Origin of the sequence: Solitalea koreensis, from assembly GCF_900182575.1 — a bacterium.
Taxonomy (GTDB): domain Bacteria; phylum Bacteroidota; class Bacteroidia; order Sphingobacteriales; family Sphingobacteriaceae; genus Solitalea; species Solitalea koreensis.
This window is the reverse complement of sequence record NZ_FXSZ01000001.1, coordinates 189,360-211,565: the sequence shown is the minus strand read 5'-3', so window position 1 is coordinate 211,565 and position 22,206 is coordinate 189,360. Positions and strand designations below refer to the sequence as shown.

Here is a 22,206-nt window from a genome sequence, read left to right as displayed (position 1 = left end):
CGATGAAAAAGATAGGTTTATGTATAGCAATTATCATCATGAGCATTCAATGTTATGCTCAGATGTATACATCAAATGCCACCATGGTTTCATTTTATTCCAAAACACCCATGGAAGACATTGAGGCTATCAACTCAACAGCAGCCACACTGTTGAATACGGCTAATGATTCAATTTATGTGCGTATGAAAAACACCGCCTTTAAATTTAAAAGTGCATTAATGCAGGAACACTTTAATGAGAATTACATGGAAAGTTCCAAGTACCCCTTATCTACATTTAGAGGTAAAATTAATGAACAGATCGATTTTAGTAAAAATGGAAGTTATGTTGTTTCAGCTACCGGTAAGATGATTGTTCATGGAGTGGAACAGTTGAAAACGATAACCGGAACAATAAATATTAAAGAAGGAAAGATTAGTATTAACTCTTCCTTCAAGGTAAAACCTCCTGAATTTAATATCGAAATTCCATCGCTGGTTTTTACCAAGATTGCTGAAGAAATAACGGTTAAGTTAGTTACGGTATTGGCGCTTATGGATAAAATGTAAAAGTAGTAAGCGAAAAGCAATTTAAACTTTTCGCTTACTACTTTCTATTGTTATCTAAAACTTTTATAGGCATTGATCAATCCATTTGTTGATGAATCGTGTGAGGTGACCATTACTGTTGATTTTAACTCAGGAAAGATGACGTTGGCTAATTGTTTACCAAGTTCAACACCCCATTGGTCAAAGCTGAAAATATTCCAAATTACTCCCTGTACAAATATTTTCTGTTCATACATGGCCAGTAAGCTTCCCAGTGTTTTAGGCGTTAATTTTTTATAAAGGATAGAGTTTGTTGGTCGATTTCCTTCAAATACTTTGAATGGTGTTAAAAAGTCTATTTCATCTTCTGTTTTTCCTGAATTCATAAATTCAGCGTGTACTTGTTCTTCGGTTTTACCAAATGCCAGCGCTTCGGTTTGGGCAAAGAAATTAGAAAGAAGCTTTTCATGATGATCGCCTAACGTATTTAAGGGTTGCGCTGCTGCCATAAAATCAGCGGGGATAAGTTTAGTTCCCTGATGAATTAACTGGTAAAATGCATGTTGTCCGTTGGTGCCGGGTTCGCCCCAAATAATTGGTCCTGTTTGATAATTCACTTTCTCTCCGTTACGGTCAATTGATTTACCGTTGCTTTCCATATCGCCTTGTTGGAAATAGGCTGCGAAGCGATGTAAATATTGATCATAAGGAAGTAAGGCGTGACTTTCGGCTTCCCAAAAATTGTTGTACCAAATTCCTAAAAGCGCCAGAATTACCGGGGCGTTTTTTTCAAAAGGTGTATTCCGAAAATGAAGATCCATTTCATGCGCACCTTCTAGTAATTCTTCGAAATGCTCAAAACCAACCGAAAGACAAATGGACAAACCAATGGCGCTCCATAATGAATAACGACCTCCAACCCAATCCCAGAAAGTAAACATATTGGCTTCATCAATACCAAATTCAGTTACCTTTCCTTTATTAGTTGATAAGGCTACAAAGTGTTTAGCTACTGTCCTTTGATCTTTTGCAGTTTTCAAAAACCAATCGCGGGCCGATAAGGCATTTGTCATGGTTTCTTGAGTTGTGAACGTTTTTGAAGCAATAATGAATAATGTTGTTTCTGGATCTAGATCTTTTAGCGTTTCAGCAATATGAGTTCCATCAACATTGGAAACAAAATTCATTTCCAAGTGATTTTTGTAATGTTTTAATGCCTCACAAACCATTAAAGGTCCCAAGTCTGAACCGCCTATACCTATATTCACAATGCATTTAATTGCCTTGCCAGAATAACCTTTCCATTCTCCCGAAATTACCTTTTCAGAAAATGATTTCATTTGAGAAAGTACGGCATTAACATCAGGCATTACATCTTTGTCTTCAACAATTACAGGAGAATTACTACGATTGCGAAGAGCTGTATGTAAAACCGCACGATTTTCGGTGGCATTAATTTTATCACCGGTAAATTGTTTTTCAACGGCATCTTTTAATTCGCAATTATTGGCTAGTTCAATCAACAGGGTCAATGTTTCTTCATTGATCAGGTTTTTCGAATAATCAAGCAACATGTCACCTATTTTAAGATGGTATTTGTTATAACGTTCACTGTCTGCTGCAAATAATTCTTTCAGATAGAAATTCCTGGCTGCATTGTTAAAGTGTATTTCCAGTTTTTTCCAGGCTTGAGTATTGGTTGGCTTGATGCTTTTTAATGGCATTTTGGGTTTAGGTTGAAAATGTTACAATTATTTTTTAGCTAATGGGTCAAGTTTTAAAACGTTTTCAGCAAATGCAATGCAAGCATTCTCTACACTTTTCACATCTTTACTTTTCAAGGGATTAGCAATTACATGGTTTGCTGCATTTGGAATTGGAACCATTTCTTTACGATTAGCAGGAGTTCCTAACTCATCGTTCATTGTTTTCATTGCTGAAACTTTAACAGTTTGATCCTGATGTTGTTCATCTTTATAATAGTAAACTGTTAAAACCGGGCATTTCACTTTTTCAAATGTGTCTTTGGTCATTGATGTTTCGATAAGTTCTTCCAAAGCAGGAATCGCTTCACATCTATAGGTATAATACCAGTATTTTGCGGCTTCAGCTGTATCAACTTTTGAAGTTCGGTAGTTGCCACCCATCACTAATCTGGTTATTTGTAATCCCCAGGGATTATTCGTGATGAATGCCGCAGGATCATTAATGGCAATGTTCGGAGAGAAATTAATCAGTGCTTTAATTTCAGGATAGGTGGCTGCTAACTTTAGTGCTAATGTTCCACCTGTAGAAGTGCTCATTATAATTACTTCGTCGCCTAGTTGTTTGGCAACTGCGTAAGCATCCTTCGCTGACTCCCAATATTTTTCTGCAGTGAAATCAGCCAAGGCATCAGTAGTATCTATTCCATGTCCGTATAGACGGGCCAAATACAGATTAGCACCAAAGCGTTTTGCAAATTCTCGATGTATAGGACTGCCTTCTTCATGACTTGCAGAAAACCCATGCAGGTATAACACAACAATTTTTGTTTTCTTTTTGCTTGAATCAGTCCATACTATTTCAGCACCGTTACCGGGTTTTATCTTATGTCCGGCATCCAGTTTTTTTACATAGGTCTCCAAATCAGTTGATGAAGAGGGTAGAGTGGGCAGAGTTGAGTTGTAAGTTGGTTTTTCAGGCCGTGGACCTACTAAGTAAATAATAATTGTTACAGTTAAAATGGTACTGATGATTTTCAGAAATTTCTTCATAAATAAAATTTAATAAAATCAAATTTATAGTTTCAATAGGTTAATGGCTACTAAAACGAATATTTTTTAATAAAAGTCTATGTTATGTTTTGGTTAAAAGGATGATGACCGTAACTTCCTGAAAACTAAATTGAATCAGCACTTGATATTTAGAATTATAGTATCTACTTTTGCAGTCCCCAAAATGGGGGTATATTGTAAAAATATTTAGAGATATAATGCCTACTATTCAACAGTTAGTTAGAAAAGGTAGAGTAGCTCTGGTGGATAAGAGTAAGTCACCAGCGTTGGATTCATGTCCACAGCGAAGAGGAGTGTGTACACGTGTATACACCACTACCCCAAAGAAACCAAACTCTGCAATGCGTAAAGTTGCCCGTGTTCGTTTAACCAACGGCAAAGAGGTGAATGCGTACATCCCAGGTGAAGGTCACAACTTACAAGAGCACTCAATCGTTTTGATTCGTGGTGGTCGTGTGAAAGACTTACCAGGTGTGCGTTATCACATCATCCGTGGTGCACTTGATACTTCAGGTGTTGCTGGTCGTAATCAACGTCGTTCTAAGTACGGAACAAAGCGTCCTAAACCAGGTCAAGCTCCAGTAGCAGCCGGTAAAAAGAAAAAATAATTAGAGGCAACAATTTTTTGGTAAAGCAATGAGAAAGTCAAAACCTAAAAAGCGTATTCTTCTTCCAGATCCTAAATTTAACGAGATAGTAGTAACTAGATTTGTTAATAATATGATGTGGGACGGTAAAAAGAGTACCGCATACGATATATTTTATAAGGCAGTTGAGTTGGTTGAAAAGAAAACTAGCGAAAACGGCTTAGATACTTGGAAAAAAGCATTGGCTAACATTATGCCAGCTGTTGAAGTAAAAAGCCGCCGTGTAGGTGGTGCTAACTTCCAGGTTCCTACAGAAGTTCGTCCTGAGCGTAAAACCGCTTTAGGTATGAAATGGATGATTTTATACGCACGTCGTCGTGGTGAAAAAACCATGAAAGAGCGTTTAGCAGGTGAAATTATTGCAGCTGCTAAAGGCGAGGGTGCTGCAGTGAAGAAAAAAGAAGATACGCACAAAATGGCTGAGGCTAACAAAGCGTTCTCTCACTTCCGTTTCTAGAATAAAAAAACGATTACACTGATTATAAAGAGATTATACAAATTAACGTTTGTGTAATCATTTTAGCAATCAGTGTAATCATCTTATAAAATCAGTGTAATCATTATTACAATGTCAAGAGACTTAAAATTCACAAGAAATATTGGGATTGCTGCTCACATTGATGCCGGTAAAACGACAACAACTGAGCGTATTCTTTATTACTCTGGTGTTAGCCACAAAATTGGTGAAGTGCACGAAGGTGCTGCAACTATGGACTGGATGGCACAAGAGCAAGAACGTGGTATTACTATCACTTCGGCTGCTACAACCGTTAACTGGAAATACAGAAACAATACTTACCACATCAATATTATTGATACCCCAGGTCACGTAGATTTTACCGTAGAGGTAAATCGTTCATTACGTGTATTGGACGGATTGGTATTCTTGTTTTCTGCAGTTGATGGTGTTGAGCCTCAATCAGAAACCAACTGGCGTTTAGCTAACAACTATAATGTTGCTCGTATTGGTTTCGTTAACAAAATGGACCGTTCAGGTGCTGACTTCTTAAAAGTTGTTAAGCAGGTTAAAGATATGTTAGGTAGCAATGCTGTGCCTTTACAGTTGCCAATTGGTGCTGAAGAAGGCTTCAAAGGTGTTGTTGACTTAATTAACAACCGCGGTATTGTTTGGAATGAACACGATAAAGGAATGACCTTTACCGAAGTTCCTATTCCAGAGGATATGTTGGATGAAGTTTCTGAGTGGAGAGAAAAATTATTAGAGTCTGTTGCAGAATACGACGAGACTTTGATGGAGAAATTCTTCGAAGATCCAAATTCAATTACTGAGCGTGAAGTTTTAGATGCTTTACGTAAAGCGGTATTGGATGCTAAAATCGTTCCTATGGTTTGTGGTTCATCTTTCAAAAACAAAGGTGTTCAAACCATGTTGGATTACGTGATGGAATTATTGCCATCTCCTTTGGATCAAGAAGGTATTAAAGGTACTCACCCTGATACTGGCGAAGAAGTTACTCGTAAACCAGATATTAAAGAGCCTTTCTCTGCTTTAGCATTTAAAATTGCGACTGACCCATTCGTAGGCCGTTTATGCTTTATCCGTGTTTACTCGGGTAACTTAGATGCAGGTTCTTACGTGTTCAACGCACGTTCTGAAAACAAAGAACGTATCTCTCGTATCTTCCAAATGCATGCAAACAAGCAAAACTCTATCCCTAACGTAAGTGCGGGTGATATTGCTGCAATTGTAGGCTTTAAAGATATCAAAACAGGTGATACGCTTTGCGAAGAGAAAAACCCTATCATCCTTGAGTCAATGCAATTCCCTGAGCCGGTTATCGGTTTGGCAATTGAGCCTAAAACTCAGGCTGACGTTGATAAGTTAGGTATGTCATTGGCTAAATTAGCTGAAGAGGACCCAACTTTCCGCGTTAACACCGATGAAGAAACTGGTCAGACCGTTATTTCAGGAATGGGTGAGCTTCACTTAGAGATTATCGTTGACCGTTTGAAACGTGAATTCAAAGTAGAGTGTAACCAAGGTGCTCCTCAAGTTTCATACAAAGAGGCGATTACAGGTGGTGTTACTCATCGTGAGGTTTACAAGAAACAATCAGGAGGTCGTGGTAAATTCGCTGATATCCAAGTTGAAATTTCTCCGGTTGACGAAGGTAAGTCAGGTTTACAATTCGTTAATGAAATTTCAGGTGGTTCAATTCCTCGTGAATTTATCCCTTCGATTGAAAAAGGTTTCCAATCTGCAATGGCGAATGGTGTACTTGCAGGCTACCAGGTTCCTGATATGAAAGTTCGTTTATTCGACGGTTCATTCCACGCAGTCGATTCAGATGCTTTATCATTTGAGATTTGTGCACGTCAAGCATTCCGTGAAGCTTTACCAAAAGCTAAACCAGTATTGATGGAGCCTATCATGAAAGTTGAAGTACTTACTCCGGAAGAGAACATGGGTGATGTTATGGGTGACCTTAACAAACGTCGTGGTCAACTTGAAGGTATGGATACTCGTGCTGGAGCACAAGTAATCAAAGCTAAAGTTCCTTTGAGCGAAATGTTTGGTTACGTAACTGTATTGCGTACCATCACCTCAGGTCGTGCAACTTCAACTATGGAATTCTCGCACTATGCTGAGGCGCCAAGAAACGTTGCTGATGAAGTAATCGCTAAAGTAAAGGGCAAAAAAGCAAACGCATAATTTAGGCTTGAGAATTGAGATTTGTGTTTCTCATAGCGCAAATCTCATCTCTCAATGCTAAAAGAAGATAATCCGCAAGTTGTAGTTAATAGCTCTTACAACAAGCAATAACTAAAAAAACAAAATGAGCCAAAGAATTCGTATTAAATTAAAATCTTACGATTACAACTTAGTTGATAAATCAGCTGATAAAATCGTTAAGACTGTGAAGCCTACAGGTGCTATTGTTAGCGGCCCGCTTCCTCTTCCAACTGAGAAGAAAATTTACACCGTGCTTCGTTCTCCACACGTAAACAAGAAAGCACGTGAGCAATTCCAACTTTGTTCTTACAAACGTTTGTTGGATATTTACAGCTCTAACGCTAAAACTGTAGATGCGTTGATGAAACTTGAATTACCTTCAGGTGTTGAAGTAGAAATCAAAGTCTGAGTTTAGACTTAGTGATAAGAAAAGGGGATATACATTTTGTATATCCCCTTTTCTGTTTTTTACAGAAATAACGTAAAAAATTCAGAGTCAAGTCTTTGATTTGAAAATATATATTCCTACCTTTGCCGTCCCTTAGAGGCGAAGACCGTAATGTCTTCATTATGAAGCCCTACTGCTGAGTAAAGTTTTTAACGGGAAAAAATCAAATAAATAATTAACAATTAATTATTAAAATGTCTGGAATTATAGGTAAAAAAGTAGGAATGACCAGCATTTTCGGTGCCGATGGAAAGAATATTCCATGCACAGTTATCGAAGCTGGTCCTTGCGTGGTAACGCAAGTAAAAACCTTAGAGAAAGACGGATACACAGCGGTTCAGTTGGCGTACGGTGAGAAGAAGGAAAAAAACACTTCTAATCAAATGAAGGGGCACTTTGCAAAAGCAGGTACCACTCCAAAACGTAAGTTAGTTGAATTTAAGCACTTTGAAGATGAGAAATCTTTAGGGGAAGTGATAACCGTTGAGTTATTCGCTGAAGGCGAATATGTTGATGTAGTTGGTACCTCTAAAGGTAAAGGTTTCCAAGGTGTTGTAAAACGTCATGGCTTTAGCGGAGTAGGTGGCCAAACTCACGGTCAGCATAACAGGTTAAGAGCTCCAGGATCACTGGGTGCGTCATCTTGGCCTTCTCGCGTATTCAAAGGAATGCGTATGGCTGGTCGCATGGGAGGTGACCGTGTGAAAATTCAAAATTTACAGATTTTGAAAGTGTTTAATGAGCAGAACCTATTGGTTGTAAGCGGATCAATTCCGGGTGCTAAAGGTTCTTATGTAATTTTGGAGAAATAGCCATGGAAGTAAAAGTATTAGACATCACAGGAAAAGAAACAGGCAAGACCGTTACTCTTGCTGACGCTATATTTGGCATCGAGCCTAATGACCATGCTATCTATCTTGATGTTAAGCAATTTTTAGCTAACCAACGTCAAGGAACTCACAAGTCTAAACAACGCAACGAAATCTCTGGTTCAACCCGTAAGCTGCACAAGCAAAAAGGTACCGGTGGTTCACGTAAAGGTAGTATCAAGAACCCGTTGTTCAGAGGTGGTGGTCGTATTTTCGGTCCACAGCCACGCGATTACAGCTTTAAGCTGAACAAAAAGTTGAAATCTTTAGCACGTTTGTCAGCATTGGCATACAAAGCGCAAGAGAACAACATCGTGGTAATTGAGGACTTCAATTTTGAAACTCCAAAAACGAAAAACTACGAAAGCTTAGTAAGCAATTTGAAGTTAGAGGGAAGCAAAACTTTATTGGTATTGCCAACTGATAACAAGAATGTGTACTTAGCGAGCCGTAACTTGCAAAAAGCAAAAGTTACTACTGCAGCAGACATGAATACTTATGATCTGTTAAATGCTGGTAAATTATTGCTTACCACAAGTTCAGTTAAAACAATTGAGGAGTCATTTGCTAAGTAATAGGTAACATGGAAATCTTAAAAAAACCGGTATTAACAGAAAAGGTTGCATCATTAACTGAAAAGTTAAACCGCTTCGTATTCGTTGTTGATACAAATGCAAATAAAATTCAAATTAAAAATGCCATCCAACAAATGTACGGTGTTACTGTTGAGTCAGTTAACACAATGCGTTATAGCGGTAAAGTTAAATCGCGTGGTACCAAGCGTGGAGTAGTGGCAGGCAGAACACCATCGTTCAAAAAGGCGGTGGTAACAGTGGCCAAAGGTGAAACTATCGATTTTTACGGAACAGTTTAATTGATTTGAGAAATGGCAGTTAAAAGATATAAACCAATAACACCGGGAACGCGTTTCAGAATTGGTGCTGATTACTCAGAAATCACTACTAATATTCCTGAAAAATCGTTAGTAACCGTTAATAAAAGATCGGGTGGTCGTAACCACGATGGTAAAATGACTATGCGCTACATCGGTGGTGGTCATAAAAAAGCCTATCGTATTATTGACTTCAAACGTAATAAATTTGACATCCCTGCAACAGTAGCTACTGTTGAGTACGATCCAAACCGTACTGCATTTATTGCTTTGTTGCATTATGCAGATGGTGAAAAGCGTTACATTATTGCTCCTTCTGGAATTAAAGTTGGTCAGAAAGTTGTTTCTGGCGAAAATTCGGCTCCTGAAGTTGGTAATGCATTACCGTTAAAGAATATTCCTCTTGGTTCAGTAATTCACAATATTGAGTTGAACCCAGGCCAAGGTGCATCCATTGCACGTTCAGCTGGTACTTACGCTCAATTGGCAGCTCGTGATGGTAAATACTGTGTAATCAAGTTACCTTCAGGCGAAACTCGCATGATTTTGGGAACTTGCATGGCATCCATCGGTGTTGTATCGAATTCGGATCATCAGCTAGAACGTTTAGGTAAAGCGGGTCGTACCCGTTGGATCGGACGTCGTCCAAGAGTACGTGGTGTTGCAATGAACCCTGTCGATCACCCAATGGGTGGTGGTGAAGGTAGAACTTCAGGTGGTCACCCACGCTCACGTAAAGGGGTATTAGCGAAAGGCTTCAAAACCCGTTACAAGAAAAAATCATCGAATCGTTACATTATTGAAAGAAGGAAAAAATAATGGCTCGTTCAATTAAAAAAGGTCCTTATATCGCCCATCACTTGGAGAACAAAGTTCTCGCTATGAATGAGGCTACTAAAAAATCGGTTATCAAGACCTGGTCACGTAGATCAATGATCTCTCCAGACTTCGTTGGTCATACATTCGCAGTACACAACGGTAATAAATTTATTCCGGTGTACGTAACCGAAAACATGGTTGGACATAAATTAGGTGAATTTGCTCCTACACGTACTTTCCGTGGTCACTCAGGAGATAAAAAGAGATAATAATGGAAGCAGTAGCAAAATTAAATGATTGCCCTACCTCACCGCGTAAGATGCGTTTGGTTGTTGACCTGATCAGAGGGCAAAAGGTAGAACATGCTTTGCATATTTTAAAGTATAATACTAAAGAAGCTTCAACCCGAATAGAGAAACTCTTATTATCGGCTGTGGCCAACTGGCAAGCTAAGAATGAGGGTGCGCGCCTAGAAGATGCAGATTTATATGTTAAAACTGTATTCGTTGATGCTGGTCGTCAATTAAAGCGCCTTCGTCCTGCTCCTCAGGGTCGCGGTTACAGAATCAGAAAGCGTTCTAACCACGTTACATTAGTAGTAGACAGTAAAATCAACGCTAACTAAAAACTAATTAGAAAGAAATGGGACAAAAAGTAAATCCAATAGCCTCAAGATTAGGTATTATCCGTGGATGGGATTCTAATTGGTTTGGTGGCAAGAACTACTCTGATAAACTGGTTGAAGACGACAAGATTAGAAAATACTTAAAAGCTCGTATCTCTAAAGGAGGTGTAGCTAAAGTTGTTATCGAACGTACGTTGAAACGCATCACAATTACCGTTCACACTGCTCGTCCGGGTATTGTTATTGGTAAAGGTGGTCAAGAGGTTGATAAAATCAAAGAAGAATTAAAGAAACTGACCAAGAAAGATGTTCAGATCAATATCTTCGAGATTAAACGCCCTGAGCTTGATGCAACATTAGTTGCTGAGAGTGTGGCAAAACAACTTGAAGCGCGTATTTCATTCCGTCGCGCCATGAAGACATCACTCGCATCAACCATGCGTATGGGTGCTGAAGGTATCAAGATTATGGTAGCTGGTCGTGTAGGTGGTGCTGAAATGGCACGTACTGAACAGTATCGTGAAGGTAGAGTTCCTCTACATACATTCCGTGCTGACATTGACTATGCATTAGCAGAAGCTCAAACTACATACGGTAAAATCGGTGTGAAAGTTTGGATCTGTAAAGGCGAAGTTTACGGTAAACGTGATCTTTCTCCAAACGTAGGCACACAGCAACAATCAGCTGGTGGTGGCAAAGGCCGTCACGAAGGTGGAGCTGCATTTGGCGAAAGAGGTGGTCGTGACAATCGCGGTGGCGGTCGTGACAACAAAGGCGGCGGTCGTGGTCGAGGCGGAAACGCTGGCGGTGGCCAACGTGGACCTGGCAAAGGCGGTAAACGATAATTAACTAATTAGAGAACTTTATTAACTTTTAATAAAATGTTACAGCCAAAGAGAACGAAGTTTAGAAAGATGCATAAAGGCCGTATGAAAGGCAACGCCAAACGTGGCTTTGAACTGGAGTTTGGTTCTTTCGGTATCAAGTCTCTTGAAGAATGCTGGATTACAGCACGTCAGATTGAGGCAGCTCGTATCGCGGTAACACGTTTCATGAAACGTGAAGGTCAGGTATGGATCCGTGTATTCCCTGACAAACCAATCACTAAGAAGCCTGCAGAGGTACGTATGGGTAAAGGTAAAGGTGCTCCAGAATATTGGGTAGCTCCTGTAAAACCAGGACGTATCTTGTTCGAAGCTGAAGGTGTTTCACTGGAGGTTGCTAAAGAAGCCTTGCGTTTAGCGGCACAAAAACTTCCGGTTACAACTAAATTTGTGGTTCGTAGAGATTACGAAGAAGCATAGTCTAATTGTAAAACCGGTTAAAAAAATAAGACGATGAAATACGCAGAAATAAAAGAGTTAACAACTGAAGAGTTGAAAGAGCGCATTCAGGCCGAAACAGCAAACTTGACCAAATTCAAATTTGGTCATGCGGTTTCAGCTTTGGAAAATCCTCTTAAAATTAAAGCTCTTAGAAAAGACATTGCTCGTTTGAACACTGAACTGACCCAGCGCAATATTGCTGCTGCTACGAGTAATAACCAATAATACTTTTTGTAGAAATGGAAAGAAACTTAAGAAAAGTAAGGATCGGAAAAGTAGTTAGCAATAAGATGGAGAAGTCTATCGTAGTTGCTGTTGAACGTAAAGTTAAACACCCGATGTATGGTAAGTTCATCAAGAAAACTACCAAATTTATGGCTCATGACGATAAAAACGAATGCGGTATCGGAGATACAGTAAGCATTATGGAGACGCGTCCGCTGAGTAAAAATAAAAACTGGAGATTAATCGAAATAATTGAGAGGGCTAAATAATGATACAACAAGAAAGTAGGCTTACTGTTGCCGACAACAGCGGAGCCAAAGAAGTATTATGTATTAGAGTTCTGGGCGGTACTGGTAAGCGCTATGCTTCTGTTGGTGACAAAATTGTTGTTGCCGTTAAACATGCAATTCCGTCAGGTAACGTTAAAAAAGGTACAGTATCTAAAGCTGTAGTTGTTCGTACTAAGAAAGAAGTTCGTCGTAAAGATGGTTCATACATCCGTTTCGATGATAACGCTGCTGTACTATTGAACAACCAAGATGAGCCTCGTGGTACGCGTATTTTTGGCCCAGTTGCCAGAGAACTCAGAGAGAAACAGTTTATGAAAATTGTATCATTAGCTCCGGAGGTGTTATAAAATGGAAAAGAAAATTAAAGCACAGCCTAAACTAAAAATCCGTACAGGTGATTTAGTTGTAGTTATCGCCGGTGATTCTAAAGGTGTAAAAGGTAAGGTATTATCAGTAGATATCGCTAAAAATCGTGCTACTGTGGAAGGAGCCAATATGGTTACTAAACATACTAAGCCTAATGCAAAAAATCCTAACGGAGGTATCGTTAAAATGGAAGCTCCGATCACAATTTCTAACTTACAGTTAGTTGATCCTAAATCAGGAAAAGCTACACGTGTGGGTCGTAAATTAGTTGACGGTAAATTAGTACGTTACGCTAAAAATTCAGGGGAGGTAATCAAGTAATGGCATACGTTCCAAGATTAAAAGGCAAATATAAAGAGGAAGTTGTTCCTGCTTTGAAAGAGAAGTTCTCTTATAAATCAAGCATGGAAGTTCCTAAATTGATGAAAATCTGCTTGAACCAAGGTGTTGGTAATGCAGTAGCTGATAAAAAATTAATCGATAATGCTATTGAAGAAATGACCATTATTTCTGGTCAGAAAGCAGTAGCTTCTAAATCGAAAAAAGATATCGCGAACTTTAAATTACGTAAAAATATTCCAATCGGAGTACGTGTAACTTTACGTGACAACAACATGTTCGAGTTTCTTGATCGTTTGATTTCAGTTGCTCTTCCACGTATCCGTGATTTCAAAGGTATCAATGATAAAGGGTTTGATGGTCGTGGTAACTACACTTTAGGTGTTACTGAGCAGATCATTTTCCCTGAGATCAACATCGACAAGATCAACAAGATCTTAGGTATGGATATTACCTTTGTAACTTCAGCTAAAACTGATGCTGAAGCATTCGAGCTGTTAAAAGAATTTGGTTTACCATTCAAAAAATAACAAACAATGGCTAAAGAATCAGTAAAAGCCCGCGAAGTAAAACGTCAGAAATTAGTAGATCAGTATGCTGAAAAGCGTGCTGCATTGAAAGCTGCTGGTGATTACGCAGCCTTAGACAAATTGCCTAAGAACTCTTCACCTGTACGTTTGCACAACCGTTGTAAAATTACCGGTCGTCCGCGCGGTTACATGCGTCAGTTTGGTATCTCAAGGGTGTTGTTCCGTGAAATGGCATCGGAAGGCAAGATCCCTGGTATCACTAAATCAAGCTGGTAATCAAAAAAAAATAAAAATATTTTCAAGGCACAAGGATACTTTGTATCTTTGCGCCTCGTTTTTTATGAATTAATCTATAAATTATAATGTTAGGTGATCCAATAGCAGACTATTTAACTAGAGTAAGGAATGCCATTAAGGCCAACCATCGGGTTGTCGAAATTCCTGCATCTAATATCAAGAAGGAAATTACAAAAGTACTTTTTGATAAAGGATACATCTCTAATTACAAATTCGAGGACAATGGTCCTCAGGGCAACATTAAGATCGCGTTGAAGTATAACCCGATCACGAATGTATCAGCCATTACTAAGATTGAAAGAATCAGTAAATCTGGCCATCGTCAGTATGCAGGTGTTGCTACAATGCCGCGCGTATTGAATGGGTTAGGTGTAGCCATTCTTTCAACTTCAAAAGGTATCATGACTGATAAAGAAGCGCGTAAGCTTAATATTGGTGGTGAAGTTTTATGTCAGGTTTATTAATAGGAGATAACGAAGAATGTCACGTATAGGTAAATTACCAATTGCATTAGCATCTAACGTTCAGGTTTCTATTGCTCCTGATAACGTAGTTACAGTAAAAGGCCCTAAAGGCGAATTGACTCAAGCAGTTGATAGCGATATTACTGTAACGGTTGAAGATGGAAAATTACTGGTTCAACGCCCAACCGAACAAAAGCGTCATAAAGCATTACATGGTTTATACAGAGCTTTGTTGAACAATATGGTTCACGGCGTAACCGAAGGATATAAAATTGAGCAAGAATTAGTAGGTGTTGGTTACCGTGCTTCAAATCAAGGTAACACATTAGATTTAGTTCTTGGATACTCTCACCACTATGTATTTCAATTGCCTGCAGAAATTAAGGTAACTACTTCTGCTGAAAAAGGTCAAACTCCTAAAATTATCTTAGAAGGTATTGATAAGCAATTGTTAGGTCAAGTTGCTGCAAAGATCCGTTCATTGCGCGCTCCTGAACCATACAAAGGTAAAGGTATCAAGTTTGTAGGTGAAGTTTTACGTAGAAAAGCTGGTAAATCAGCAGGTAAGAAATAATAGCTATGGCAAATAAATTATCTCGCAGAGACAGAATTAAAAAAGGTATCAGAAAAGGTTTGGCTGGTACTGCAGAGCGTCCACGCTTGTCAGTTTTCCGTAGCAACAGGGGCATTTATGCTCAAGTTATCGACGACGTAGCCGGTAAAACATTAGCATCTGCTTCATCATTGATCGATAAAGTTGCTACTACTATCAACAAGTCAGAGCAATCAAAAGAAGTAGGTAAATTAATCGCCCAAAAAGCTTTAGCTGCTGGTATCAATCAGGTTGTTTTCGACCGTAATGGATACCTTTACCACGGTCGCGTTAAATCGCTGGCTGATGGAGCAAGAGAAGGTGGCTTAAACTTTTAATTGAAAAACGATGTCAACAGCAAATATAAAAAGAGTAAAATCTAGCGAAATCGAGTTGAAAGACCGATTGGTAAGCATACAACGTGTTGCCAAAGTAACTAAAGGTGGCCGTACATTCAGCTTCTCAGCTATCGTTGTGGTAGGTGATGAACACGGTGTAGTTGGTTACGGTTTAGGTAAAGCAAAAGAGGTTACTGAAGCAATTTCTAAAGGCGTTGATGACGCTAAGAAGTCATTGGTGAAAGTTCCTGTTCATAAAGGTACTGTACCTCACGAAGCACATGGTAAATATTCAGGTGGTTTCGTTTTCTTAAAACCTGCAGCTCATGGTACTGGTGTAATTGCCGGTGGTGCAATGCGTGCAGTTTTAGAGTCGGCTGGTATTACCGACGTTTTAGCAAAATCAAAAGGTTCATCGAACCCGCACAACGTGGTGAAAGCTACAATTGCTGCATTAGCTAAAATGCGTGATCCATTTACAGTGGCTCAACAAAGAGGGGTTTCTTTAGATAAAGTTTTTAACGGATAAGAAAATGGCTAAAATTAAAATCACACAGATTAAGAGCGTTATCGACCGTTCTGAGCGTCAGAAAAAAACGATGATCGCTCTAGGTTTGAAAAAGATCAACAAAAGTGTTGAGGTTGAAGCCACTCCTCAGATCATCGGAATGGTGAAACAAGTATCTCATTTGGTTGCAATTGAAAATATTTAATAAAATGAATTTAAGCAGTTTAAAACCAGCGCAAGGCTCTGTTAAAAACAGCAAGCGCATTGGTCGTGGTACAGGTTCCGGCAAAGGCGGTACTTCTACACGCGGTCATAAAGGAGCTGGCTCACGTTCAGGAAATTCAACAAAGGTTGGTTTCGAAGGTGGTCAGATGCCATTGCAACGTCGTTTACCAAAAGTAGGTTTCAAAAATTTCAACCGTGTTGAATATATCGGAATTAATCTAGATATGCTTCAAGAATTGGCTGAAAAACATAACTTAGCGGTTATTGACCTAGAGGCTCTAAAAGCGCACGGTTTGATGTCAAAATCAGATCTAGTTAAAGTTTTAGGTCGTGGTGAATTGACTGCTAAACTTGAAGTAAAGGCTCATGCATTTTCAGCTAAGGCTGTAGAAGCTATTGAAGCTAAAGGTGGGGTAGTTGTAAAACTCTAATTAAATGAAACGACTGGTAAGCACACTTAAGAACATTTGGCACATTGAGGATTTAAGAACTCGTATTTTAAATACCCTATTGTTCCTACTCATATACCGTATCGGTTCCTATATCGTATTACCTGGAGTTGATCCATCTCAACTGAAACAAAGCACCCAAGAAGGAATTCTTGGGTTGTTGAATATGTTCGCAGGTGGTTCATTCTCTCGTGCTTCAGTTTTTGCATTAGGGGTAATGCCATATATTTCAGCTTCGATTGTAATTCAGCTGCTTACTATTGCTGTTCCTTACTTTCAAAAGCTTCAAAAAGAAGGCGAAAGCGGTCGTAGACAAATCAATAAAATCACCCGTATTTTAACCATTTTCATCACAGCAGCTCAGGCTATTGGGTATTTGAAATCAATTGTTCCTGAAAATGCTATTATGGTTAATCACGCATTGTTTAACATTTCATCAATGATCATTCTTACCTCGGGTACGATGTTCGTAATGTGGTTAGGTGAAAAAATTACTGATAATGGTATTGGCAACGGTATATCTATCATCATTATGGTAGGTATTATTGCGCGTTTACCGCTTTCTGTAACTCAGGAGTTAGTAACTCGTGTTAACGGTGCAGGTGGTATTATTACTTTCATTATTGAAACAGTAGTATTGTTGGGTATCGTAATGTTTGCAGTATTATTGGTACAAGGAACTCGTAAGATTCCTGTAGAATATGCTAAACGCATTGTTGGTAACAAGCAATATGGAGGAGTTCGTCAGTACATTCCTTTAAAGGTAAATGCAGCTGGTGTTATGCCAATCATTTTTGCTCAAGCAATTATGTTTATTCCTTCTACTATTGGGCAATTCTTTCCGGATGCTGCTAACAATAGCTTCTTGGCTTCATTCCATGATATTGCTTCAGTAACGTATAATTTAACGTTTGCAATACTTATCATCTTATTTACGTTTTTATACACGGCTATTTCGGTTAATCCAACTCAAATGGCTGATGATATGAAACGTAATGGTGGTTTTGTGCCAGGTGTAAAACCAGGTCGTCCTACTGCTGAATTTATCGATCAAATTTTGACTCGTATTACATTTCCAGGTTCAATATTCTTAGCGCTTGTGGCAATTATGCCTGCCTTTGCTATGATGGCTGGTGTAAATTCACAGTTTGCTCACTTCTTTGGAGGTACCTCGTTACTAATCACTGTAGGTGTAATTCTTGATACTTTGCAACAAATTGAAAGTCATTTGTTAATGCGTCATTATGATGGCTTAATGAAGACCGGCAGAATTCAAGGTCGTACACCAGTTAGTTCTGCAGTTTAATTAAGTGTAGCGGAGAGTATAAAGAAAAGAATGGTACATTACAAATCAGCGGAAGAGATAGAGTTAATTAGGGAAAGTTCTTTATTAGTCTCAAAAACGTTGGCCGAAGTTGCCAAGCATATCAAACCAGGCGTTACCTCGCTTGAACTTGATAGAATTGCTGAACAATTTATTCGTGATAACGGAGCTACGCCAGCTTTTAAAGGATATGAAGGTTTTCCCGCTTCACTATGTATTTCGGTAAATGAAGTAGTTGTACATGGTATTCCAACAAAGCAAGCGCTTGTAGAGGGAGATATTATCTCTGTAGATTGTGGCGTTCTTAAAAATAAGTTTTACGGTGATTCTGCTTACACATTTGCTGTAGGCGAAATTGCTCCTGAGGTTCAGCAGTTATTAACTATCACTAAAGAGTGTTTAGCAAAAGCTGTTGAAGTAGCAGTCGTAGGGATGCGACTTGGCGATATTGGTTTTGCAGTTCAAGAACACGCTGAGAAGCAAGGTTACGGTGTAGTGAGAGAATTAGTAGGTCACGGTGTAGGCCGTCATCTGCATGAAGATCCACAAGTGCCTAATTACGGTAAACGTGGAACGGGAATGAAGTTAACCGAAGGATTGGTTATTGCTATCGAACCCATGATCAATATGGGAACGGCTAGGGTAAAACAATCGAACGATGGTTGGACCGTTTTCACTCAGGATCGTAAACCTTCGGCCCACTTTGAACATACCATTGCGGTAGCCAAAGGTAAAGCTGATGTTTTATCAACGTTTTCAGTTATTGAAGAAGTATTAAAAAACTAAAATACATGGCAAAACAATCCTCAATTGAGCAGGATGGAATAATTAGAGAAGCATTGTCAAATGCAATGTTTCGTGTAGAGCTTGAGAACGGGCATGAGATCATCGCTCATATTTCTGGTAAGATGAGAATGAATTACATCAAAATCTTACCGGGTGATAAAGTTAAATTAGAAATGTCGCCTTATGATTTAACCAAAGGGCGTATAACATATAGGTACAAATAAAATGAAAGTTAGAGCATCAATTAAAAAACGCAGCGTTGATTGCAAAATCATTCGTCGCAACGGAAAGCTTTATGTTATTAACAAAAAGAATCCGAAATACAAACAGCGTCAAGGCTAATCACTGAAAATTAAAGATTGAATTAAAAAATATGGCAAGGATAGCAGGTATTGATTTACCAAGAAACAAACGCGGAGAGATCGGTCTTACCTACATTTATGGTATCGGCCGCCGTTCTGCTCAGCAAATCTTAACAGAAGCTGGTATTGATTTGAATACTAAAGTTCAGGACTGGAACGATGATCAGCTAGCTGCAATTCGTTCAATTATTGATCAGAGCTTCAAAGTAGAAGGTGCTTTGCGTTCAGAAGTACAACTCAACATCAAGCGTTTGATGGATATTGGTTGCTACCGTGGTGTACGTCACCGTAAAGGATTACCATTACGCGGACAGCGAACTAAAAATAACTCACGTACACGTAAAGGTAAACGTAAAACTGTTGCTGGTAAGAAAAAAGCTACCAGATAATAAGTAAATAAAATCAGAGTTATTAATTAAATAACTGATCACCTCCTATAGAGTATCTATAGGTATACAAAGTACTTTTAAAAGAAAATGGCAAAATCAACAAAAAAAGTTACCAAGAAGCGTATTGTTGTAGTTGAATCGGTAGGTGAAGCACACATCAACGCAACTTTTAACAACATTATTATTACTCTGACCAACTCTACTGGTCAAACTATTTCATGGTCATCAGCTGGTAAAATGGGATTCAAAGGTTCTAAAAAGAATACCCCTTATGCTGCAGCTCAAGCTGCTACCGATTGCGGTAAAGTTGCTTATGATTTAGGTTTGCGTAAAGTAGAAGTATTTGTTAAAGGTCCAGGATCTGGTCGTGAATCAGCTATGCGTACACTACAAATCGTTGGACTAGAGATCGCTTCGATCAAAGATATTACTCCGCTTCCACACAATGGTTGCCGTCCTCCAAAACGCAGAAGAGTTTAATTTTTTATTTTAACTAAAGTACTTAGGTTTTAAAGCTAAGATTTAATAGCTAAAGGCTGTTAATACTTTAAAAACAATCAACAAATGGCAAGATATATTGGACCAAAATCAAAGATTGCGCGTAAATTTCACGAGCCAATCTTTGGACCTGATAAAGTTTTAGAAAAGAAAAACTACCCTCCAGGTCAACACGGAGCTTCTAAAAAACGTAGTAAGAAGTCAGAATACGCTGTACAGTTAATGGAAAAGCAAAAAGCTAAATACACTTACGGTGTGTTAGAAAAGCAATTTGCTAACCTATTTGATAAAGCTTCTCGTAAAACTGGTGTAACTGGTGAGTTATTGCTTAAGTTTTTGGAAGGTCGTTTAGATAATACTGTATATCGTTTAGGTATTGCTCCTACTCGTGCAGCTGCTCGTCAGTTGGTAGGTCACAAACACATTACTGTTAACGGTCAACTTGTAAACATTCCTTCTTACGCTCTTAAACCGGGCGATGTAATTGGTGTACGTGAGCAATCTAAATCATTAGAGGCTATTACAACCTCTTTGAGTGCGCGTCGTGTAACCAAATACAATTGGTTGGATTGGGATGGTTCTGAGTTTAAAGGAACATTCCTTAATTTCCCAGAGCGTGATGAGATTCCTGAGAATATCAAGGAACAACTGATCGTCGAGTTGTACTCTAAATAATAGCGACTATTAAGGGTTATTTATTATATTCAAAAAATAAGTAACCCTTAATTACACATATAACGCTTAACTAATAATATAAAACGTTTATAAATCTCAAATGGCAATTTTAGCGTTTCAAAGACCTGACAAAGTAATAATGCAAAAGGCGACCGATTTTCAAGGTCTCTTTGAGTTTCGTCCATTGGAGCCTGGCTTCGGTGTAACTATTGGCAATGCTTTACGCAGGATTCTATTATCATCTTTAGAAGGTTACGCGATTACCAGTGTAAAGCTTGCAGGTGTATCTCATGAATTTTCAACGATCAAAGGTGTTGTTGAAGATGTAACAGAGATTATCCTCAACTTAAAACAAATTCGCTTCAAAAAGATTGGCGAAGCTGGTGACGCAGAAAAAATATTTGTAGTAATCAACGGTCAGGAAACATTTTCTGGGGCTGATATTGCTAAATTTTCAAGCAATTTCACCGTTCTGAACCCTGAGTTGGTTATCTGCAATATGAATTCAGGTGTAACTCTTGAAGTTGAGTTGACTGTAAACAAAGGCAGAGGTTACGTTTCAGCAGAAGAAAATAAATCAGCTGATGCTGCACTTGGTGTAATTGCAATCGATTCGATCTATACTCCAATTAAAAACGTGAAGTACTCAATTGAGAACTATCGCGTTGAGCAAAAGACTGACTACGAAAAGCTGATTCTTGACATTACTACTGATGGGTCAATTCATCCTGAAGATGCATTGAAAGAAGCAGCTAAAATCCTGATTCAGCACTTTATGCTGTTCTCAGATGAGCGTATCATGTTAGAAACTCAGGCCAAAGAAGATACTAAAGAAGTGGATGAGGAAATTTTACACATGCGTAAAATCCTTAAAACTGAATTACAAGATCTTGACCTGTCTGTTCGGGCATTGAACTGTCTGAAAGCTGCTGATATCAGAACTCTTTCTGAATTGGTAACTTATGACGTAGCCGATATGCTTAAGTTTAGAAACTTCGGAAAGAAATCGCTAACTGAGATTCAGGAATTGGTGAAATCTAAAGGCTTAACCTTTGGCATGAACCTTTCTAAATATAAATTAGACGAGGAATAATTTCCTAAATCCCTTCAGGGGAATTAGAAAGATTAGTATAATTTTTCACTGTGTGTAATTCCCTCAGATTAAATTCATAGAGACGGTACACACTTAAATTAATAAAAATGAGACACGGTAAGAAAATTAATCATTTAGGAAGAACAGATTCACACCGCAAAGCGATGTTGTCGAACATGGCTTCTTCTTTGATTTTGCATAAAAGAATCACTACTACTTTAGCTAAGGCTAAAGCCCTACGTACTTACGTAGAGCCTTTATTAACTAAGTCTAAAGAAGATACTACTCACAATCGTCGTATGGTGTTCAGTTATTTACAGAACAAAGAATCAGTTACTGAATTGTTCCGTGATATCGCTGTTAAAATTGCTGACAGACCAGGTGGTTACACTCGTATTATCAAAACCGGTAATCGTATGGGTGATAACGCTGAAATGTGTTTTATCGAGTTAGTAGATTTCAATGCTACTTACACTGCTGGTAAACCTAGCGATACTAAGAAAGCGAAAGCAACACGTCGTCGTGGTGCTGGTAAAGCTAAAAAAGCAGAAACTACTGAAACTGCTGAAACTTCAACTGAGGCTTCTGCTGAATAATTTCAGAAAGATTCAATCTTTTAATAATAAAGGGAACACAGTAATGTGTTCCCTTTTTGTTTATGGCAACTGACAATCTTCAGTTATTTGTCAGTTCCTATTTCTAGTTTACCTCTGTCATCATGTCATTTGAAATTTCGTTTTTGCCACATTTTAACAGTGATTTGCTGTCATACTTTCGATTTTTGGCCTGTATTTTTGCTTGGCACAAGCATTGATGAAGAGTAATACGA

Annotated in this window: 36 protein-coding genes; 34 read left to right on the top strand and 2 right to left on the bottom strand. The window is 38.6% G+C overall.

From position 1 onward, the window contains the following. Window positions 1-2: 2 nt before the first annotated feature. The gene (locus FN756_RS00985; protein ID WP_142600702.1) at window positions 3-551 is read left to right on the top strand and encodes a YceI family protein; all 549 of its coding nucleotides are present in this window, start codon (window positions 3-5) and stop codon (window positions 549-551) included. Window positions 552-601: 50 nt separating this feature from the next. Here FN756_RS00985 and pgi read toward each other — a convergent pair whose 3' ends face one another. Next, window positions 602-2,254, bottom strand: coding sequence for a glucose-6-phosphate isomerase (gene pgi / locus FN756_RS00980; protein ID WP_142600701.1), 1,653 nt, complete (start codon window positions 2,252-2,254; stop codon window positions 602-604). 27 nt (window positions 2,255-2,281) lie between these two features. Further along, a complete protein-coding gene (locus tag FN756_RS00975; protein ID WP_142600699.1) occupies window positions 2,282-3,286 on the bottom strand; it encodes an alpha/beta hydrolase in 1,005 nt (334 codons plus the stop codon). 218 nt (window positions 3,287-3,504) lie between these two features. Here FN756_RS00975 and rpsL point away from each other — a divergent pair, with 218 nt between their 5' ends. The 33 genes from rpsL (at window position 3,505) to rplQ (ending at window position 21,973) form a co-directional block, all read left to right on the top strand. After that, entirely contained in the window at window positions 3,505-3,915 is a 411-nt protein-coding gene (gene rpsL / locus FN756_RS00970) for a 30S ribosomal protein S12 (RefSeq protein ID WP_142600697.1), read from the top strand. Window positions 3,916-3,943: 28 nt separating this feature from the next. Next, the gene (rpsG, locus tag FN756_RS00965) at window positions 3,944-4,411 is read left to right on the top strand and encodes a 30S ribosomal protein S7 (RefSeq protein WP_142600695.1); all 468 of its coding nucleotides are present in this window, start codon (window positions 3,944-3,946) and stop codon (window positions 4,409-4,411) included. A 111-nt stretch (window positions 4,412-4,522) separates the two neighbouring features. Then, the gene (fusA, locus tag FN756_RS00960; protein ID WP_142600693.1) at window positions 4,523-6,628 is read left to right on the top strand and encodes an elongation factor G; all 2,106 of its coding nucleotides are present in this window, start codon (window positions 4,523-4,525) and stop codon (window positions 6,626-6,628) included. Between the two features lie 124 nt (window positions 6,629-6,752). Beyond that, window positions 6,753-7,058, top strand: coding sequence for a 30S ribosomal protein S10 (gene rpsJ / locus FN756_RS00955; RefSeq protein ID WP_142600692.1), 306 nt, complete (start codon window positions 6,753-6,755; stop codon window positions 7,056-7,058). A 233-nt stretch (window positions 7,059-7,291) separates the two neighbouring features. Then, entirely contained in the window at window positions 7,292-7,909 is a 618-nt protein-coding gene (rplC, locus tag FN756_RS00950; RefSeq protein WP_142600690.1) for a 50S ribosomal protein L3, read from the top strand. A 2-nt stretch (window positions 7,910-7,911) separates the two neighbouring features. Further along, window positions 7,912-8,541, top strand: coding sequence for a 50S ribosomal protein L4 (gene rplD / locus FN756_RS00945; protein WP_142600689.1), 630 nt, complete (start codon window positions 7,912-7,914; stop codon window positions 8,539-8,541). Window positions 8,542-8,549: 8 nt separating this feature from the next. Beyond that, complete coding sequence (gene rplW / locus FN756_RS00940) at window positions 8,550-8,840, top strand: 50S ribosomal protein L23 (protein ID WP_142600687.1); 291 nt, start codon at window positions 8,550-8,552, stop codon at window positions 8,838-8,840. 12 nt (window positions 8,841-8,852) lie between these two features. Beyond that, entirely contained in the window at window positions 8,853-9,677 is an 825-nt protein-coding gene (rplB, locus tag FN756_RS00935) for a 50S ribosomal protein L2 (RefSeq protein ID WP_142600685.1), read from the top strand. Further along, window positions 9,677-9,946, top strand: a complete 270-nt coding sequence (rpsS, locus tag FN756_RS00930; protein ID WP_142600684.1) for a 30S ribosomal protein S19 — start codon at window positions 9,677-9,679, stop codon at window positions 9,944-9,946. The genes rplB and rpsS overlap by 1 nt, the downstream gene beginning before the upstream one ends. 2 nt (window positions 9,947-9,948) lie before the next feature. Next, window positions 9,949-10,302 (top strand): 50S ribosomal protein L22, encoded by a 354-nt coding sequence (rplV, locus tag FN756_RS00925; RefSeq protein ID WP_142600682.1) that lies wholly within the window; start codon window positions 9,949-9,951, stop codon window positions 10,300-10,302. A 17-nt stretch (window positions 10,303-10,319) separates the two neighbouring features. After that, window positions 10,320-11,147, top strand: coding sequence for a 30S ribosomal protein S3 (rpsC, locus tag FN756_RS00920; RefSeq protein WP_142600681.1), 828 nt, complete (start codon window positions 10,320-10,322; stop codon window positions 11,145-11,147). 36 nt (window positions 11,148-11,183) lie between these two features. Further along, a complete protein-coding gene (gene rplP / locus FN756_RS00915; RefSeq protein ID WP_142600679.1) occupies window positions 11,184-11,606 on the top strand; it encodes a 50S ribosomal protein L16 in 423 nt (140 codons plus the stop codon). Between the two features lie 33 nt (window positions 11,607-11,639). Further along, window positions 11,640-11,852: a 50S ribosomal protein L29 gene (gene rpmC / locus FN756_RS00910; RefSeq protein WP_142600678.1), complete on the top strand. Its 213-nt coding sequence runs from the start codon at window positions 11,640-11,642 to the stop codon at window positions 11,850-11,852. A gap of 14 nt (window positions 11,853-11,866) precedes the next feature. Next, window positions 11,867-12,121, top strand: a complete 255-nt coding sequence (gene rpsQ, locus FN756_RS00905; protein WP_142600676.1) for a 30S ribosomal protein S17 — start codon at window positions 11,867-11,869, stop codon at window positions 12,119-12,121. Continuing rightward, entirely contained in the window at window positions 12,121-12,489 is a 369-nt protein-coding gene (rplN, locus tag FN756_RS00900; protein WP_142600674.1) for a 50S ribosomal protein L14, read from the top strand. The genes rpsQ and rplN overlap by 1 nt, the downstream gene beginning before the upstream one ends. 1 nt (window position 12,490) lies before the next feature. Beyond that, the gene (gene rplX, locus FN756_RS00895; RefSeq protein WP_142600672.1) at window positions 12,491-12,829 is read left to right on the top strand and encodes a 50S ribosomal protein L24; all 339 of its coding nucleotides are present in this window, start codon (window positions 12,491-12,493) and stop codon (window positions 12,827-12,829) included. Further along, window positions 12,829-13,377: a 50S ribosomal protein L5 gene (rplE, locus tag FN756_RS00890; protein WP_142600670.1), complete on the top strand. Its 549-nt coding sequence runs from the start codon at window positions 12,829-12,831 to the stop codon at window positions 13,375-13,377. The genes rplX and rplE overlap by 1 nt, the downstream gene beginning before the upstream one ends. 6 nt (window positions 13,378-13,383) lie before the next feature. After that, window positions 13,384-13,653, top strand: coding sequence for a 30S ribosomal protein S14 (gene rpsN, locus FN756_RS00885; protein ID WP_142600669.1), 270 nt, complete (start codon window positions 13,384-13,386; stop codon window positions 13,651-13,653). 86 nt (window positions 13,654-13,739) lie between these two features. Continuing rightward, complete coding sequence (gene rpsH, locus FN756_RS00880) at window positions 13,740-14,138, top strand: 30S ribosomal protein S8 (protein ID WP_142600667.1); 399 nt, start codon at window positions 13,740-13,742, stop codon at window positions 14,136-14,138. Window positions 14,139-14,154: 16 nt separating this feature from the next. Continuing rightward, window positions 14,155-14,712: a 50S ribosomal protein L6 gene (gene rplF, locus FN756_RS00875; protein ID WP_142600666.1), complete on the top strand. Its 558-nt coding sequence runs from the start codon at window positions 14,155-14,157 to the stop codon at window positions 14,710-14,712. A 5-nt stretch (window positions 14,713-14,717) separates the two neighbouring features. After that, window positions 14,718-15,068 carry a 50S ribosomal protein L18 gene (gene rplR, locus FN756_RS00870; RefSeq protein WP_142600664.1) on the top strand — a complete coding sequence of 117 codons (351 nt, stop codon included), beginning with the start codon at window positions 14,718-14,720 and terminating at the stop codon, window positions 15,066-15,068. Window positions 15,069-15,078: 10 nt separating this feature from the next. Then, window positions 15,079-15,597, top strand: coding sequence for a 30S ribosomal protein S5 (gene rpsE / locus FN756_RS00865; protein WP_142600662.1), 519 nt, complete (start codon window positions 15,079-15,081; stop codon window positions 15,595-15,597). 4 nt (window positions 15,598-15,601) lie between these two features. Further along, window positions 15,602-15,781 carry a 50S ribosomal protein L30 gene (rpmD, locus tag FN756_RS00860; protein WP_142600661.1) on the top strand — a complete coding sequence of 60 codons (180 nt, stop codon included), beginning with the start codon at window positions 15,602-15,604 and terminating at the stop codon, window positions 15,779-15,781. A 4-nt stretch (window positions 15,782-15,785) separates the two neighbouring features. Next, window positions 15,786-16,232 (top strand): 50S ribosomal protein L15, encoded by a 447-nt coding sequence (gene rplO / locus FN756_RS00855; RefSeq protein ID WP_142600659.1) that lies wholly within the window; start codon window positions 15,786-15,788, stop codon window positions 16,230-16,232. Between the two features lie 4 nt (window positions 16,233-16,236). Continuing rightward, window positions 16,237-17,556, top strand: a complete 1,320-nt coding sequence (gene secY, locus FN756_RS00850) for a preprotein translocase subunit SecY (protein WP_142600658.1) — start codon at window positions 16,237-16,239, stop codon at window positions 17,554-17,556. 30 nt (window positions 17,557-17,586) lie between these two features. After that, the gene (gene map / locus FN756_RS00845; RefSeq protein ID WP_142600656.1) at window positions 17,587-18,360 is read left to right on the top strand and encodes a type I methionyl aminopeptidase; all 774 of its coding nucleotides are present in this window, start codon (window positions 17,587-17,589) and stop codon (window positions 18,358-18,360) included. Between the two features lie 5 nt (window positions 18,361-18,365). Further along, window positions 18,366-18,584 carry a translation initiation factor IF-1 gene (infA, locus tag FN756_RS00840; protein ID WP_014681251.1) on the top strand — a complete coding sequence of 73 codons (219 nt, stop codon included), beginning with the start codon at window positions 18,366-18,368 and terminating at the stop codon, window positions 18,582-18,584. A 1-nt stretch (window position 18,585) separates the two neighbouring features. Next, entirely contained in the window at window positions 18,586-18,702 is a 117-nt protein-coding gene (gene rpmJ, locus FN756_RS00835) for a 50S ribosomal protein L36 (protein WP_073405774.1), read from the top strand. A gap of 31 nt (window positions 18,703-18,733) precedes the next feature. Then, window positions 18,734-19,111 carry a 30S ribosomal protein S13 gene (rpsM, locus tag FN756_RS00830; protein WP_142600655.1) on the top strand — a complete coding sequence of 126 codons (378 nt, stop codon included), beginning with the start codon at window positions 18,734-18,736 and terminating at the stop codon, window positions 19,109-19,111. A gap of 87 nt (window positions 19,112-19,198) precedes the next feature. Then, window positions 19,199-19,591, top strand: a complete 393-nt coding sequence (gene rpsK / locus FN756_RS00825; RefSeq protein ID WP_142600653.1) for a 30S ribosomal protein S11 — start codon at window positions 19,199-19,201, stop codon at window positions 19,589-19,591. An 84-nt stretch (window positions 19,592-19,675) separates the two neighbouring features. Next, on the top strand, window positions 19,676-20,284 hold the full coding sequence (gene rpsD, locus FN756_RS00820) for a 30S ribosomal protein S4 (RefSeq protein ID WP_142600651.1): 609 nt from the start codon (window positions 19,676-19,678) through the stop codon (window positions 20,282-20,284). A 100-nt stretch (window positions 20,285-20,384) separates the two neighbouring features. After that, window positions 20,385-21,377 (top strand): DNA-directed RNA polymerase subunit alpha, encoded by a 993-nt coding sequence (locus tag FN756_RS00815; protein WP_142600650.1) that lies wholly within the window; start codon window positions 20,385-20,387, stop codon window positions 21,375-21,377. Between the two features lie 107 nt (window positions 21,378-21,484). Further along, the gene (gene rplQ / locus FN756_RS00810; RefSeq protein WP_142600648.1) at window positions 21,485-21,973 is read left to right on the top strand and encodes a 50S ribosomal protein L17; all 489 of its coding nucleotides are present in this window, start codon (window positions 21,485-21,487) and stop codon (window positions 21,971-21,973) included. Window positions 21,974-22,206: the final 233 nt, after the last annotated feature.

What these genes read in the sequence shown, in the direction of transcription:
- FN756_RS00985 (WP_142600702.1), top strand. Translation starts at nt 3, where the DNA reads ATGAAAAAGATAGGTTTATGTATAGCAATTATCATCATGAGCATTCAA.
- pgi (WP_142600701.1), bottom strand. Translation starts at nt 2,254, where the DNA reads ATGCCATTAAAAAGCATCAAGCCAACCAATACTCAAGCCTGGAAAAAA.
- FN756_RS00975 (WP_142600699.1), bottom strand. Translation starts at nt 3,286, where the DNA reads ATGAAGAAATTTCTGAAAATCATCAGTACCATTTTAACTGTAACAATT.
- rpsL (WP_142600697.1), top strand. Translation starts at nt 3,505, where the DNA reads ATGCCTACTATTCAACAGTTAGTTAGAAAAGGTAGAGTAGCTCTGGTG.
- rpsG (WP_142600695.1), top strand. Translation starts at nt 3,944, where the DNA reads ATGAGAAAGTCAAAACCTAAAAAGCGTATTCTTCTTCCAGATCCTAAA.
- fusA (WP_142600693.1), top strand. Translation starts at nt 4,523, where the DNA reads ATGTCAAGAGACTTAAAATTCACAAGAAATATTGGGATTGCTGCTCAC.
- rpsJ (WP_142600692.1), top strand. Translation starts at nt 6,753, where the DNA reads ATGAGCCAAAGAATTCGTATTAAATTAAAATCTTACGATTACAACTTA.
- rplC (WP_142600690.1), top strand. Translation starts at nt 7,292, where the DNA reads ATGTCTGGAATTATAGGTAAAAAAGTAGGAATGACCAGCATTTTCGGT.
- rplD (WP_142600689.1), top strand. Translation starts at nt 7,912, where the DNA reads ATGGAAGTAAAAGTATTAGACATCACAGGAAAAGAAACAGGCAAGACC.
- rplW (WP_142600687.1), top strand. Translation starts at nt 8,550, where the DNA reads ATGGAAATCTTAAAAAAACCGGTATTAACAGAAAAGGTTGCATCATTA.
- rplB (WP_142600685.1), top strand. Translation starts at nt 8,853, where the DNA reads ATGGCAGTTAAAAGATATAAACCAATAACACCGGGAACGCGTTTCAGA.
- rpsS (WP_142600684.1), top strand. Translation starts at nt 9,677, where the DNA reads ATGGCTCGTTCAATTAAAAAAGGTCCTTATATCGCCCATCACTTGGAG.
- rplV (WP_142600682.1), top strand. Translation starts at nt 9,949, where the DNA reads ATGGAAGCAGTAGCAAAATTAAATGATTGCCCTACCTCACCGCGTAAG.
- rpsC (WP_142600681.1), top strand. Translation starts at nt 10,320, where the DNA reads ATGGGACAAAAAGTAAATCCAATAGCCTCAAGATTAGGTATTATCCGT.
- rplP (WP_142600679.1), top strand. Translation starts at nt 11,184, where the DNA reads ATGTTACAGCCAAAGAGAACGAAGTTTAGAAAGATGCATAAAGGCCGT.
- rpmC (WP_142600678.1), top strand. Translation starts at nt 11,640, where the DNA reads ATGAAATACGCAGAAATAAAAGAGTTAACAACTGAAGAGTTGAAAGAG.
- rpsQ (WP_142600676.1), top strand. Translation starts at nt 11,867, where the DNA reads ATGGAAAGAAACTTAAGAAAAGTAAGGATCGGAAAAGTAGTTAGCAAT.
- rplN (WP_142600674.1), top strand. Translation starts at nt 12,121, where the DNA reads ATGATACAACAAGAAAGTAGGCTTACTGTTGCCGACAACAGCGGAGCC.
- rplX (WP_142600672.1), top strand. Translation starts at nt 12,491, where the DNA reads ATGGAAAAGAAAATTAAAGCACAGCCTAAACTAAAAATCCGTACAGGT.
- rplE (WP_142600670.1), top strand. Translation starts at nt 12,829, where the DNA reads ATGGCATACGTTCCAAGATTAAAAGGCAAATATAAAGAGGAAGTTGTT.
- rpsN (WP_142600669.1), top strand. Translation starts at nt 13,384, where the DNA reads ATGGCTAAAGAATCAGTAAAAGCCCGCGAAGTAAAACGTCAGAAATTA.
- rpsH (WP_142600667.1), top strand. Translation starts at nt 13,740, where the DNA reads ATGTTAGGTGATCCAATAGCAGACTATTTAACTAGAGTAAGGAATGCC.
- rplF (WP_142600666.1), top strand. Translation starts at nt 14,155, where the DNA reads ATGTCACGTATAGGTAAATTACCAATTGCATTAGCATCTAACGTTCAG.
- rplR (WP_142600664.1), top strand. Translation starts at nt 14,718, where the DNA reads ATGGCAAATAAATTATCTCGCAGAGACAGAATTAAAAAAGGTATCAGA.
- rpsE (WP_142600662.1), top strand. Translation starts at nt 15,079, where the DNA reads ATGTCAACAGCAAATATAAAAAGAGTAAAATCTAGCGAAATCGAGTTG.
- rpmD (WP_142600661.1), top strand. Translation starts at nt 15,602, where the DNA reads ATGGCTAAAATTAAAATCACACAGATTAAGAGCGTTATCGACCGTTCT.
- rplO (WP_142600659.1), top strand. Translation starts at nt 15,786, where the DNA reads ATGAATTTAAGCAGTTTAAAACCAGCGCAAGGCTCTGTTAAAAACAGC.
- secY (WP_142600658.1), top strand. Translation starts at nt 16,237, where the DNA reads ATGAAACGACTGGTAAGCACACTTAAGAACATTTGGCACATTGAGGAT.
- map (WP_142600656.1), top strand. Translation starts at nt 17,587, where the DNA reads ATGGTACATTACAAATCAGCGGAAGAGATAGAGTTAATTAGGGAAAGT.
- infA (WP_014681251.1), top strand. Translation starts at nt 18,366, where the DNA reads ATGGCAAAACAATCCTCAATTGAGCAGGATGGAATAATTAGAGAAGCA.
- rpmJ (WP_073405774.1), top strand. Translation starts at nt 18,586, where the DNA reads ATGAAAGTTAGAGCATCAATTAAAAAACGCAGCGTTGATTGCAAAATC.
- rpsM (WP_142600655.1), top strand. Translation starts at nt 18,734, where the DNA reads ATGGCAAGGATAGCAGGTATTGATTTACCAAGAAACAAACGCGGAGAG.
- rpsK (WP_142600653.1), top strand. Translation starts at nt 19,199, where the DNA reads ATGGCAAAATCAACAAAAAAAGTTACCAAGAAGCGTATTGTTGTAGTT.
- rpsD (WP_142600651.1), top strand. Translation starts at nt 19,676, where the DNA reads ATGGCAAGATATATTGGACCAAAATCAAAGATTGCGCGTAAATTTCAC.
- FN756_RS00815 (WP_142600650.1), top strand. Translation starts at nt 20,385, where the DNA reads ATGGCAATTTTAGCGTTTCAAAGACCTGACAAAGTAATAATGCAAAAG.
- rplQ (WP_142600648.1), top strand. Translation starts at nt 21,485, where the DNA reads ATGAGACACGGTAAGAAAATTAATCATTTAGGAAGAACAGATTCACAC.